The 13581-nt window shown below is 63.6% G+C and carries 10 protein-coding genes; 6 read left to right on the top strand and 4 right to left on the bottom strand.

Going from position 1 to position 13581, the window contains the following annotated elements:
* Nucleotides 1-884 precede the first annotated feature (884 nt).
* Together K3762_RS18200 and K3762_RS18195 are read right to left on the bottom strand one after the other, a co-directional pair.
* Nucleotides 885-4004, bottom strand: coding sequence for an efflux RND transporter permease subunit (locus K3762_RS18200; RefSeq protein WP_260012922.1), 3120 nt, complete (start codon nt 4002-4004; stop codon nt 885-887).
* A complete protein-coding gene (locus K3762_RS18195; RefSeq protein WP_260012921.1) occupies nt 4001-5170 on the bottom strand; it encodes an efflux RND transporter periplasmic adaptor subunit in 1170 nt (389 codons plus the stop codon). Before K3762_RS18195 ends, K3762_RS18200 begins: the two co-directional genes overlap by 4 nt.
* A 256-nt stretch (nt 5171-5426) precedes the next feature.
* Here K3762_RS18195 and K3762_RS18190 point away from each other — a divergent pair, with 256 nt between their 5' ends.
* Nucleotides 5427-6647 (top strand): MFS transporter, encoded by a 1221-nt coding sequence (locus tag K3762_RS18190; protein ID WP_260012920.1) that lies wholly within the window; start codon nt 5427-5429, stop codon nt 6645-6647.
* Between the two features lie 6 nt (nt 6648-6653).
* Here K3762_RS18190 and K3762_RS18185 read toward each other — a convergent pair whose 3' ends face one another.
* Both K3762_RS18185 and K3762_RS18180 read right to left on the bottom strand, forming a co-directional pair.
* Nucleotides 6654-8717 carry an NAD(+) synthase gene (locus tag K3762_RS18185; RefSeq protein ID WP_260012919.1) on the bottom strand — a complete coding sequence of 688 codons (2064 nt, stop codon included), beginning with the start codon at nt 8715-8717 and terminating at the stop codon, nt 6654-6656.
* The gene (locus tag K3762_RS18180; protein WP_260012918.1) at nt 8714-9217 is read right to left on the bottom strand and encodes a CinA family protein; all 504 of its coding nucleotides are present in this window, start codon (nt 9215-9217) and stop codon (nt 8714-8716) included. Before K3762_RS18180 ends, K3762_RS18185 begins: the two co-directional genes overlap by 4 nt.
* A gap of 133 nt (nt 9218-9350) precedes the next feature.
* Here K3762_RS18180 and K3762_RS18175 point away from each other — a divergent pair, with 133 nt between their 5' ends.
* The 5 genes from K3762_RS18175 (at nt 9351) to K3762_RS18155 (ending at nt 13543) form a co-directional block, all read left to right on the top strand.
* The gene (locus tag K3762_RS18175; protein ID WP_260012917.1) at nt 9351-9980 is read left to right on the top strand and encodes a glutathione S-transferase family protein; all 630 of its coding nucleotides are present in this window, start codon (nt 9351-9353) and stop codon (nt 9978-9980) included.
* 173 nt (nt 9981-10153) lie between these two features.
* Entirely contained in the window at nt 10154-11242 is a 1089-nt protein-coding gene (locus K3762_RS18170; protein WP_260012916.1) for an acyl-CoA dehydrogenase, read from the top strand.
* Complete coding sequence (locus tag K3762_RS18165; RefSeq protein WP_260012914.1) at nt 11239-11937, top strand: PIG-L deacetylase family protein; 699 nt, start codon at nt 11239-11241, stop codon at nt 11935-11937. Before K3762_RS18170 ends, K3762_RS18165 begins: the two co-directional genes overlap by 4 nt.
* The gene (locus tag K3762_RS18160; protein ID WP_260012913.1) at nt 11937-12500 is read left to right on the top strand and encodes a nodulation S family protein; all 564 of its coding nucleotides are present in this window, start codon (nt 11937-11939) and stop codon (nt 12498-12500) included. The genes K3762_RS18165 and K3762_RS18160 overlap by 1 nt, the downstream gene beginning before the upstream one ends.
* Entirely contained in the window at nt 12497-13543 is a 1047-nt protein-coding gene (locus K3762_RS18155) for a glycosyltransferase family 2 protein (RefSeq protein WP_260012912.1), read from the top strand. The genes K3762_RS18160 and K3762_RS18155 overlap by 4 nt, the downstream gene beginning before the upstream one ends.
* Nucleotides 13544-13581: the final 38 nt, after the last annotated feature.

The following is a 13581-nucleotide window of genomic DNA, read 5'->3' as shown; positions in this document are numbered from 1 at the left end:
CGGCTCGGTCCGGGCGATCCCCACATCAATGTCTTCGGCATCCACCGGCAGGTCTTTGGGCCATTCGAACATGGGCGCGCCATTCGGCTTCGCGATTTCATCCCCCGTGGCCCTCAACCAACGTCGGCGCGACAATTCGCCCAAGGCCGCGGCGGCAGGGCCAGACATCGCCGAGGTGGCATCGTGCCAAGGGTCGGAGGGAGAGCCGTCTTTGCGCACCCGGCGCGGATCATGCGGCAGGTGATCGGGCGTGTCCCAACGGTCTTCGGTCGCGTCGATGCCGCCGCAAAAGGCCAAGGCATCATCGGCCACGACGATCTTTTGGTGGTGGCAGGCGCCAAAGGGGTGATGCCCGTCCAAGGCGAAATGGATCCGGTCACCGCCAAACAGGCTCAGCGCCAGCGAGGGCACCAGCCGCCCCGGCGCGGCCAGCACGGCCCCGTTCCATTTCAGCAGGTAGACATGCAACTCCGGCGTCCGCTCAACCACCGCCTCTACAAAGGCGCCGAGTTGGTTGGGATAGCCGTCCGGCGCATTGCCGTCCTCATCGCTCTCGCCCGGCAGCATCTCAAGCTCAAAGTCGAAATCCCAGCCGATCAGCATCAACTGCTGCCGCGCGCCGAGAAAGATTTTGCGCAAGACACGGAAGTAATCCGCCGCATCGACCACAAGGCCAAAACGCTCGGCCCGCGCAACGCGCCATGTGGACTTATCGGTAAACAGGCTCTGGCGCGTCGCCGCGTCAGTCGGATGCTGCTGGTCCGCCTTTGCCAAATCCAAATCGCCACGCACGTTCCTGTCCCTTTCGGTTCGATCCTACATGGCTAAACGCCCAGTGCGGTGGGAAGTTGCATGGGCGCAGAAATATCGGCGGCAACGGCCGCTCAGACCAATTGCGCCTCTGACAATTCGGCCTGCAGGCGGGCTTCTTCGGCGGCTTTGGGCGTGGTGAAACGTGCCAGCAAGAAATAGGCGACAGGTGTGAGATAGAGCGTCGAAAGCGTGGCCATGCCCAAGCCGCCGACAATCACCCAGCCGAGCGCCTCGCGCGCCTCGGCCCCCGCGCCCGAGGACAGGATCAGCGGCACGCCCCCCAGCACGGTCGAGGTCATCGTCATCATCACTGGGCGCAGGCGGATGGTAGAGGCACCAAAGATCGCGCCGTGAATATCCGCGCCCTGATCGCGCAGCTGGTTGGCGAATTCAACAATCAAAATCCCGTTCTTGGCCATGATCCCGATCAGCATGACCAGCCCGATCTGGCTATAGACGTTCAGACTTTGCCCGGTCATCAGCAGCGCGAAAATCGCGCAGGCAAGGCCCAAAGGCACCGTGGCCATCACCACGATGGCAGAGACGAAACTCTCGAACTGCGCGGCGAGGACAAGGAAAACCACAAGGATCGCAAAGCCGAAGGTCACGAACAGCCCGGAACTGGTTTGATCCAAGGCGGCGGCTTCGGCCAAGGGGACGATCAGGTTCTCTTCGTCCAGCACCTCTTGGCCGACCGTCCGCACCTGCGCCAGTGCATCGCCCAGCGACAGGCCCGGCGTCAGCCCGGCTGAGATCTCGACCGAGCGGTTCTGCCCCTCCCGGTCCAGCTCAGGGGCGACGGCGCGCTCTTCGAGGGTGACAAAACTGGCCAGCGAAATCATCTGTCCGTTGCCCGATTGGACAAAGACGTTCTCAAGGTCGCGCGGGTCGTTCACCGGGTCCGAGGTCGACAACATCTGCACGCCGTAGCTGGTGTCGTCGATAAAGACCGATGCCACCTCGCGCCCGTCGAGCATGGCTTGCAAGGCTTGGCCCAGACCGGTGATGTCGACGCCCAAATCAGCCGCGAGCGTCCGGTCGATCTGCACGAAAAGCTGTGGCTGCGTGCGCTCATATTCCAGCCGCACTTGGCCCATCGCGGGGTCAGTGCTCAGCCGGTCCACCATGGCCTGCGCGACCTGCGACAGTTGCTCATAATTGTTGCCCGTGATCGCGAAAGACAGCCCCCGCCCCGCCCCGCGAATACCGAGGGAGTTGGGCTGGATCGCAAAGGCCCGCACGCCGACGATGCCGCGCAGCTTGCCGTTGATCTGCCCCACGATCTCATCTTGGCTGCGCGCGCGGTCTTCCCAACCGGCAAGGGTGAAGACCATGAACCCGCGATTATCCGCGCCAAACCCGGTGATGGAGAAGATGTTCGTCACCTCGCCCGCCTCTTGCAGTGGGGTGATCAAGTCTTCGATCTCGCGCATCTTGGCTTGGGTGTAATCGAGCGAGACGCCCTGCGGGGCTGACACGCTGAGCAGCGCCACGGCGCGATCTTCGCGCGGGGTCAACTCTTGGCGAATTTCGCCCGCCACCAGCACTGCCGTCAACGCCACAAAGGCCGCGATCAGCACCACGACATAGGGCATCGCCAGCGCCCATTTGAGGGTCGCGGCGTAGAGCCGAAACAACGCATTGCCAAGCGCCACGACAGGGCCACGCGGGTTCTCCGCCACTGGTTTGGTCAGCAGACGGCTGGCCAACACCGGACAAAGGCTCAGCGCCACCACCGAGGACAGCATCACCGCGATGGCGAGGGTAAAGCCAAACTCCCGAAAGAGCCCGCCCGCCTGACCGGGCAGGAACGACAGCGGGATAAAGACCGCCGCCAGCGTGGCCGTGGTGGTTACCACGGCAAAGAACACCTGCGAAGTGCCCAGCACCGCCGCCGCCCGTGGCCCCATCCCCGCCGCGCGCTGGCGCACGATGTTCTCTAGCACCACAATCGCGTCATCCACAACCATGCCGGTGGCCAGAACCAGTGCCAAAAGGGTCAGGATGTTGATCGAAAACCCGACCAGATAGATCGCCGCCAAAGTGCCGATCAACGCCACGGGTAGGGTCAGCGCCGGGATCAGCGTGGCGCGGAAGTCGCGCAGAAATATAAAGATCACCGCCACCACGATGCCCACGGCAAAGGCCAGCGTCGACAGCACCTCGCGGATCGAGCCAGAGATAAAGGTCGCATCATCAGAGGTCACGAAAATCCGCACGTCTTGGGGCAACGTCTCGTTCAACTCTGCCACCACGGCGCGCACATCGCGCGAAATCTCAAGCGTGTTCGAGGTCGCCTGTCGGATGATGCCGATGCCCAGACCCAACTGCCCATTGGCCCGCAGGATCGTCTCACCATCGGCGGGGCCGAGCGTCACGGTGGCCACATCGCCGAGCAGGACATTCTCTTTGATCTCCATCGCCTCAAAGGCCTGCGTGGTCGCGACACTGGCGGTGGTGCGCACGTTGATCGACTGCCGGTCCCCGGCCAGATCACCCGCAGGCGCGTCATAGGCGACATCGGCCAAGGCGCGCTGGATGTCACCCAAGGTCAGGCCCCGGCTGGCCAGTTCCAACTGATCAATATCGACGCGGAAAAACGGTTCGCGGTCACCATAGACCTGCAAATCCGCCACCCCGTTGACCGAGATCAGCCGGTCTTCGACGCGGTCCTGCACCAGTTTGGTCAATTCTTCGGGCGAGCGGCCCATGGAGGTCACGGCGATACGCATCACCGGCTGGGCGTTGGCGTCGGCTTTGACGATCTGCGGCTGCTCGGCGCCCTCGGGCAGTTGGTTCACGATCCGCGCCACCGCGTCGCGCACATCGGTCGCAGCCACGTCGATATCGGTGCTGTCGTTGAACTCAAGCGTGACCCGGCTGCGCCCAAAGCGGGAGTTCGAGGAAATCGCCCGCACACCCGAGACGCGGCCCACCGCCCCTTCGATCCGCCCGGTCAGTTCCTGATCAACGGATTCCGGGGACGCGCCCGAGAATGTCGTGGTGACGGTAACGACGGGCCGGTCGACATTGGGAAGCTCACGCACCTCGGCGCCAAAAAGCGCGGCGATGCCCGCCAGCACAATCAGCACATTCAACACAAAGGCGAGGATTGGCCGCCGCACGAAGAGCGCCGTGCCCGCTCCGGAGGCGGGGGGCGGCGGGCCTTCGCCCGAGGGTGCGGCGCTCATAGGGTGGTCTTCCGCGAAGGCGCGGCACCCGATTGCACGCTGCCCGCGCGGTTGGCGTCTTGCACATCACCGCCTTCGCGCAGGGTTTGCACGCCTTCGGTCACCACCACATCTTCGGCGGTCAGACCCTCCGACAGGACAAGAACGGAATTGCTGTTGCGCTGCGCGATTTCGACCGCGACTTGATGCGCCTTGCCCTCCCGCACCGTCCAGACAAATGGCCCGTCCGAGGACCATTGCACCGCGAGCGGCGGGATCGCCAAGAAAGGGTCGCCGACAAAGGTAAGGCTGACCGAAAAGGCCATGCCCGCGCGCAACTGGTCGTCTGCGTTCGGCACCCGGCCTTGGACCAAAAGCGTGCGGCTGGCGCGGTCGATCACGCTGTCGATGGCGCTGACCTCGCCCGTCAGCGTCAAATCACGCATCCCAAGCGGGGTGACCGTGATTTCTTTGCCAAGGTCCAGCTTGCCCACCACCCGCTCGGGCACGCGGAAATCGATCAGGATCTCGCTGCGGTCGGTGATGGTGGCCAGTTGATCCTGCGCACTCACCCGGTCGCCTTCTTCGATGTCGGTGATCCCCACCCAGCCCGAGATCGGCGCGAGGATGCGGCGTTGCGACAGATCGAACTGCGCTTGGCTGAGCGCAAGTTCGGCGCTTTGCAGGGCCAATTCCGTCTCGCGTAGTCGCACTTCGCTGACGGCACCGGTATTTTGCAACCGTTTCACCCGGTCTTGCTCGGTCCGGGCGTTTTCGAGCTGCAATTCGGCTTGTTTCAGGGCGATCTGCTCGGCCTCATTCTCAAGCAGGGCGACCACGGTGCCCGCCTCGATCAACTGTCCGGCGGGCAGGTTGAGGTCGGTGATGACCCCCACGGCGTTGGAGCGCAGCGTGACCGAGCGGCGCGCGCGCCCGTCGCCGATGGCGGTGATCCGGTCGGCCAAGGTCTCTTGGCTTACCGCTGCCGTGACAACCAGCGAGGGCCCGCCGCCACCCCAACCGCGGCCTGACGACCCCGGCTCTTGCGATGCGACCTCGATCCCCAAAAGATCGAGCAGACCCGTCTCAGCCACATAGGGGCGGGAGGCGGGGACGAAGGTCAACATCATGTAAAGACCAGCAATGAGAACCAGCAAAAATACGAAAAATTGGCGCAGGGATTTCACGGGGATGCGCTTTCAAATTGTTTTACAAGGCGCATAATTGAGCATCCCCCCGAAAAAGGCACGTCAAATCTGCTTGATCAATGGCCGGGCATTCCCTGACGGGGCCGCTGGCTGCTACCACTATGGCGCGGAACCCAGCCCGGTGAAAGGGCGCGGGGGTTGATTACTAGAAATTCGATTGCCGCCGCACATATTCCGGCTCAAAGGCCAGGCAATCACCGGGGCCAAGGCCAGACAAAAGACCAAAGGGGACATCATGCGCGCGACGGTTCTACCACTGGCGACACTGCTACTGGGCTTCTCGCTTTTGCAGATGAGCAACGGGCTGCAAGGCACGCTTTTGGCCGTGCGCGCGGGGCTTGAGGGGTTTGGCGGGGCGACCACCGGCCTGATCATGTCGGGCTTTTTCGCGGGGCTGAGCATTGGGTCTTTCGTCGCGCCGCGGCTGATCAGCGGCGTGGGGCACATCCGCACCTTTGCCGCGCTCGCCTCTGTTGCCTCTGCGGCGGCGCTGATGCATTTGGCCTTTGTCGATCCTTGGGTCTGGATCGCGGTGCGCTGCCAGACGGGTTTCGCCTTTGCCGGGTTAATCATCGTTACGGAAAGCTGGCTCAATGCGTCGGTCAGTTCCGCGCAGCGGGGCAAGTTGCTGGCGGTTTATGGCATGGTCGGCATGGCGTCGGGGGCGGCAGGGCAGTTCCTGCTTAACCTTGGGGATCCGGCTGAGTTCATCCTCTTCGTGCTCGTCTCGATCGTCATGTCACTGTCGCTGGTGCCAATTTCGCTAAGCCGCGTGGAAGGGCCGCGCTCTGAGGGCGCGCAAGAGCCGCCTTCACTGCGCCGCCTTTGGGGCCTGTCGCCCTATGGCGCGGTGGCCGCGGGGCTGGTCGGGGCCTCCATCGGGACATTCTACGGGCTGGCACCACTCTTTGCTCAGGAAATGGGATACACGCAGTCCCGCATCGCCCTGCTGATCGCGGCCTTTACCATCGGCGGCCTGGTGCTTCAGTTCCCGCTGGGTTGGATGTCCGACCGGATGAGCCGCCGGGGTCTTGGCGTGGGGCTAGCCGCCGCAGGCAGCGCCTTGATGTTGCTGACCCTGCCGATCCCGGCGCCGACGGGGACGATGCTGCTGGTTCTGGGGTTCGCCATCGGTGGGCTGGTCCTGCCTGCGCAGTCCATCGTGATCGCCCATGTCAACGACCGCGCCCCCGGCTCGGCGGTGGTGGCCGTTTCGGGCGGTTTGGTGCTGATGCAGGGGATTGGCGCGGCAATCGGCCCGCTGCTGGCGGGTGTGCTGCTGGATACGCTGGGGCCGCGCGGCCTGCCGCTGGCGCTTGGCGGCTTTCAACTTATCATCGTGGCGTGGGGGCTGCTGCGCATGACCCTGCGCAGCGATCCTGAAACCCAAGAGCGGCACGCGGCACCGCCGCTGACCCCGAACTTTGTCGAAGGTGAGTTGAGCCGCGAGGAATAGCGCGGCTTAGCCTTTCGGCCAGCTTTCCGGCACGCTGCTGCGCAACTCTTCCAACCACGGGGTTGCGACACTATCCGAAGGCGCGCGCCAGTCACCGCGCGGCGATAACGCGCCCCCGGCGCTGACCTTGGGCCCATTCGGCAAGGCCGAGCGTTTGAACTGGCTGGTGGCAAAGAAGCGGTGCAGGAATTTTTCGAGCCAATGGCGGATGGTTTCCAAGTCATAGGCGTTGCGTTTGGCCTGCGGGAAGCCTTCGGGCCAGCGGCCTTCTTCGATGTCGTGCCATGCGTGCCACGCCAGAAAGGCCACCTTTGATGGGGCGAGCCCGTAGCGCATGGTGTGAAAGAGAAAGAAGTCGTTCAGCTCATAGGGGCCGATCATCGCCTCGGTGCTTTGGATCTCTTCATCTTCGCCTGCGGGCACCAATTCGGGCGAGATTTCGGTGTCCAGAATGGCTTGCAGCACCCCGTCCGTCTCTGCGTCGAACTGGCCCGAGCGGGTGGCCCAACGGATCAGATACTGGATCAACGTCTTCGGCACGCCGGTGTTCACCGCGTAATGGCTCATCTGGTCGCCGACGCCGTAGGTGCACCAGCCAAGCGCCAGCTCACTCAGATCGCCAGTGCCGATGACGAAGCCCTGCCGCTGGTTGGCCAGCCGGAAAAGGTAATCGGTGCGCAGTCCGGCCTGCACGTTTTCAAAGGTGATGTCATAGACCGGCTCCCCACCCGAGAAGGGGTGATCCATATCCTCCAGCATCTGCCGCGCGGCGGGGCGGATGTCGATCTCATCGGCGGTGATGCCCATCGCCTTCATCAGCTTCCAAGCGTTGGACTTGGTCCCTTCGGAGGTGGCAAAGCCGGGCATGGTGAACCCAAGAATACGGTCGCGCGGGATGCCCATACGGTCACAGGCTTTGGCCGCCACGATCAGCGCATGGGTTGAATCCAGCCCGCCGGAAATGCCGATCACCATGGTCTTGCCCTTGGTCGCCTCGAACCGGCGGCGCAGCCCTTCGACCTGAATGTTGAACGCCTCATAGCAGTCTTGATCGAGGTGGCTCTCGCGGTTCGGCACATAGGGAAAGCGGCGCAGCGGGCGGATCAGCCCGGCGTTTTCATGATGCGGCTGATGGGCGAAGGTGACCCGGCGAAACTCTGGCGCGTGGTGCCGCGCGGCATCGTGGAAACTGCCCGTCCGCATCCGCTCGGACTGGATGCGCCCGCAATCCACATCGGCGATGGTCAGCTCCGGCTCAAGTGGGAAGCGGGTGGATTCGGCCAGCAGATCGCCCAACTCATGGATCATCCCCTGCCCGTCCCAGGCCAGATCGGTCGTGCTCTCCCCCGGCCCGGCGGCGGAATAAACATAGGCCGCAAAGGCGCGCATGGATTGCGACCGGCACAGCAGATGACGGTCAGAGGATTTGCCGATCACGATGTTGGAAGCCGAAAGATTGGCAAGGATCAGCGCGCCCCCAAGTGCGGCCTCCGACGAAGGCGGCGCGGGCGTCCAGAGGTCTTCGCAGATTTCGGCGTGGAAGATAAGGCCGGGCAGATCCGTCGCCTCGAAAATCAGATCATCGCCAAAGGGCACGCGGCGGCCCGCGACGGTGATCTCTCCGCCGGTGTCACGGCCATGGGCGAACCAGCGTTTCTCATAGAACTCGCGGTAATTGGGCAGGTAAGACTTTGGCACGACGCCCAGCACCTGCCCGCGCGAAATGGCGATGGCGCAGTTGTACAGCCGCCCCTCCCGGCGCAGCGGCGCGCCGAGCAGGATCACGGGGGTCATCTCGGCACTTGCTTCGACAAGCGCGCCAAGCGCCTCTTCCACCGCATCCAACAGCGCATCCTGCATGTGCAGATCGTCAATGGCATAGGACGAGAGCGACAGTTCGGGACAGACCAGCAGATCAACACGCGCCGCATCGGCGCGGCGCATTTCGTCCAGCAGGCTATCGCGGTTGAAGGCCACATCAGCAGGCCGCACATGGGGTGTACAGGTCGCCACCCGGACAAAGCCGTGACGGTGGTAGGCGGTAAAGGCGGCGGCTTGGCTCTTGCTCACGTCAGGCTCTCCTCCAACATATCCAATATCGTTTCAAGGCATCGCTGCCGGATAGCATCGCGGCCAATGGCCCCAAAGGACTCGGCCCGATGAACCGTGTTACATCCCTCGCGTGCAAGCGCAAAATGCACAAGCCCCTCTTCGTCCTCGGGGCGTCCCGGTCCGACAAATCCGGTGGTCGAGACGGCGATCTGCGCACCTGAGCGCGCCATTGCCCCTTCGGCCATCGCAATCGCCACAGGGCGGGAGACCGCGCCGCATGCGTTCAAAAGCGCCCGGTCGACCCCCAAAAGCTGGTGTTTGGACTGATCCGTATAACTGACGAAACCACGCTCAAACGCATGAGAGCAACCTTCGATATCCGTCAGAAGGGCGGCAACCAGCCCGCCGGTGCAGCTTTCGGCGGTGGCGATATGGAGGTCCCGCGCGCAAAGCTTTTCCAAAACGGATTTCGCGCGATCAGCGATGTCGGGCTGCGATAGGGGATCACTTTTCTGCATCTTCGCTCCGCAAATAGTGCCTTGTTAAGCAAACCCCCTGCCCCCGCTGCGGTTCCTTGCGTTGACCCGCCACAAGCCGCCTGCTTAACATTGCAAGAAATTAAACCGCGCATCTACATATGGGACCAAAGCGATGATTGACCTTTACACATGGACCACCCCGAACGGCCGCAAGGTCTCGATCCTGCTGGAAGAATTGGGGATCGACTATAACGTCCATTCCATCAACATCGGGAAAGATGAGCAGCACAGTCCCGACTTCCTCAAAATCAGCCCCAACAACAAAATCCCCGCCATCGTGGACCATGACACCGGGGTGAGCTTGATGGAATCCGGCGCGATCATGGTCTACCTCGCCGAGAAATATGGCCGCTTTCTGCCCGAAGGTCAGGCCGCGCGGGCCGAGGTGATGCAATGGCTGATGTGGCAGATGGGCGGCTTTGGCCCGATGGCCGGGCAGGCGCATCATTTCCTGCATTTCAACCCCGGCAAGGCCGCCTATGCCGAAGACCGCTTCGGCGCGGAGGTCAAACGGCTTTATGGCGTGCTCGACAAACAGCTTGAGGGGCGCGACCACATTTGCGGCGAATACTCCATCGCCGATATGGCCTGCTGGCCTTGGGTCTCGCGCTATGAATGGCAGCAGATCGACCTTGCCGATTACCCCAATGTCCGGGCGTGGTACCAACGGCTACGCGCGCACGACGCGGTGCAAAAAGGCTACCACGTGCCCAAGGTTATGAGCGAGATTCCTGAGGGCTGAAATCGGCTCCCCCCTCGCGGCTGCAACGTAAGGGGGAACCAAGGCATAAGTTGATCGGTTGCACTGTCAAAGGCAGTGCTGCCGACCGCGCAGGCTGCCCGTTTCATGAATGGGGGCTGAATCGTGATGCTTGATCTGGTGATTATACCCGTGAGCGGCTGTCGGAAACTGTCATGAACAGTGCGCCGCGTTTCGATCCTTTTCCGCCCAGTTCTCAACCGGATGTCCTTTCTCAAGCGGCCCGAAGCGCATTGCGCAAAGCGGCGCCGGACGAGGAGGCGGGCACGGCACCGATCAGCGCCTCCATCGAGATTCTGCGCGACGCGGGTCTGATGTTGGAAGACGGTGCTGCCTCCCCCCTGCGCACCGCCCATGCGCTGATGCAGATCGGCGCGGCCAATCTTAGCGTGGGGCGTTTGTGGGAAGGCCACGTTAACGCGCTGCGCCTGATCCGGCTCTACGGCAGTCCGGCACAGGCAGAACACGCAAAACAGGTGATCAAAGACGGCGGACTGTTGGGGGTCTGGGGGGCCGATGGCGGCACGCCTGCAAAGGCCGAGGGCAGTGTGTTGCAAGGTGAGAAGACCTTCGCCTCTGGTCTCGGCACCGTCACTCACGCGCTTATCTCGCTCAATTCCGGCCCCAAGGTGCAGCTTGCGCTGATTGATGTGACCGACCCGAAACGGGGCGATGCCACGCAATGGGACATGCTGGGGATGCGGGCCACGGCCTCGGGGACGTATAATTTCTCCGGGCTGCCCTTTGCCGAGGACGCCCGGATTGGTGCCCCGGGTGACTACCTGAAAGAGCCGCATTTCATCGGCGGGGTCTGGCGGATCGCGGCCCTTCAGGCTGGCGCGGCGGCGGGGTTGATCGATGCGGCGGCCAGCGCCCTGCGCGATATAGACCGGCTTGAGGCCGAAGCCCAATTGGCGCGACTGATGCAGGTCTTGATGCGGGTCTGGGCCGGGATGGCGCTGGTCGAACGCGCAGGCGAGGCCAGCGTGGGCGACCACGAGGAAGAGACCATCGTCGGCACCTCCATCGCGGCGCGGCTCTACACCGAGGAAGTCGCCCTCGACACGATCAAAGCGGTTGAGCAAAGCCTCGGCCTGCGGCATTTCACGGCCTCTTCCGAGACTGGCCGCATGGCGCGGGACCTGTCGGTCTACCTGCGCCAAGCAGCGCGGGACGCCTTTCTGCAACGCGCCGCAGGCCACGCGCTTTCCAGTGAAAAAGCGACTTGGGGTGTCTTTGGATGAGCCGCAACGCGCCCCTTGCCGATGCCCTGTCGGGCCGCGAAAAGATCGTGGTCTTTGCGCCCCATCCCGACGATGAAACACTCGGCTGCGGCGGCCTTTTGGCCCGTGCCTTTGCAGGCGCCGGGGCGCATGTCGTTTGCGTGACCGATGGCAGCGCCAGCCACCCCGCCTCTCGCGACTGGCCCCCGGTGCGATTGGCCGAAACGCGCCGCGGCGAGTTGATTGAGGCGCTTGAAATTCTCGGCGGCGGCACGGCGGACCTGACGTGGCTCGGCCACCCCGACAGCCGCTTGCATGAGGTTTCCGCCGCCGACATCCTGCCGGCGCTGACAGCGCTGATCGACGGCCAAGCCGCGCGGCACGTCTTTGTTCCCGCCCGCGAAGACAAACATTGCGATCATCAGACAACCGCAAAACTGGCCGAGGCGTTGCGGGCGCAGCGCCCCGATCTGCATTTCCACAGCTACCCGGTCTGGAGCCGTTTTGACGATCCGAACTTCGCAGCAAACACCGCTGGCTACGCCCCCCTCACCCTCGACACCGCCACCTACCGTGGGGCCAAAACCGCCGCGATCCGGGCGCATCGCAGCCAGCTTGGGCAGGTCGTGCAAGACGACCCCCAAGGGTTTGTCCTGCCCGGTGCGATGATCGACCTTTTCGCGCAGCAAGATGAGATTTTCTGGAGGATGCCGTGATGGGCGTGGGGTTGGATCATCTTCAGGGTCTTTATGCCGAGACGAGCGATCCTTGGGGGTTTGAGCACAGCGCCTATGAGCAGGCCAAATTCGCGGCGACACGGGCGGCGCTTGCGCAAGATGGCTACCGCTCGGCCTTTGAGTTGGGCTGCGGCAATGGGCAATTGGCGCGGCACCTGGTTGACCTTTGCGCGCGCTATACCGGGATGGACGCCGTGACCAGCGCCCTCATCGCCGCGCGGCAAGCGGTGCCTGAGGGGCGGTTCATTCAAGGGTTCTATCCCGGCCCCCTGCCCGAGGGTGACTTTGATCTGCTGATCCTGTCAGAGGTGCTTTATTTTCTGGATCATCCGGGGCTGGAGCATCTGGCCTCCGACATCGCGACCCGTTGGCCACAGGCCGAGATCATCTGTGTGACTTGGCGCGGGGACACCGGGAACCCGCTTCAGGGAGAAGAGGCGCTCAAGGGCTTTGCACGTGCGCTCAGCACCCATGAATTCACCTGCGTGAGTGAGACCGAGAACTACCGCATCGACCGCGCGTTTCCGGGGGAGTGGGCATGAGTTTCGAGCGCTGGAAGGACACCGCAATCATCATCCCCGCCCGAAATGAGGCGAAGCGGATCGGCGCCTGCCTGAGCGCTCTTGCCCCGCAGTGCAACGACCGTATCCGCGTGATCCTTGTGGTGAACAACACCGACGACGACACCGCCAAGATTGCCATGCTGGCGGCGGCGCGACATGGCATTGACCTTTCTGTGCTCGACCTCACCTTTCCGCCCGGCATGGGGGTCGGGGCGGCGCGGCGGAAGGGCGGCGCCGTGGCCATGGAACAGATGCCCCATCTGCGCCAGATCCTGACCACCGATGCCGATTGCCGCGTCAGCCCCGATTGGGTCGCCCGCAGCATTCAACACCTGCACCGCTACGATGCCCTTTGTGGCAGAGTGACGCTGAACCCCGAAGAAGCCGCCTGTTTGGCGGGGCAAGACCCCGGCCTAGAGGCCAATGAGTCCGCCTATCGCCGCTTGGTGCTGGAACTCTACGCCCGCCATGCCCCCAACTGCGCCGATCTGCAAAACAGCCACGGCGAAGCACCGGGGGCCAGCCTTGGCTTTACCCGCGCGGCCTATGAGGCCGTCGGCGGCTTCGCCCCGATCCCCTGCGGCGAGGACCGCGCGATCATCCGCGCCGCGCGGGCGGCGGGCCTTCGGGTGCATCACGCGGATGACATCTGGGTCGAAGCCTCTTGCAGGCTTGTCGGACGGGCGGCGGGCGGAATGGCGGATACCCTGCGTATTCGGCTGGCCGGAACGGAATATTTGGCCGACGACTGTTTGCCGAATGTAGCGACCCTTCTTGATCAGGTGCAGCGCGGCACTTTGGGGTGCTGGCCCGCACAGGTTCCGCAACCGCAGCGCGTCCCGGTCCGAGAACTGCCTGCGCATATCGCGAAGCTGCGCGCCTTTCTAAACCTGCCAGAGGGAGAGGAAGCAACCGCGTCGCCCGGTCAGGCGCCAGCCAATTGCTGGAGGGGCGAGAACTTTCCCGCTCAAGTCGCAGAAACCTCGGAACCCCGCACCGCCGGGGCGGTTGAACTTTCATAGGGTCGGGCGATTACCGCCCCCTCTGGAGCGGCCATCTG

It is taken from the genome of Sulfitobacter sp. W074 (assembly GCF_025142275.1).
In the GTDB taxonomy this organism is placed as follows: domain Bacteria; phylum Pseudomonadota; class Alphaproteobacteria; order Rhodobacterales; family Rhodobacteraceae; genus Sulfitobacter; species Sulfitobacter profundi.
This window is presented reverse-complemented; position numbering and strand designations above follow the sequence as displayed.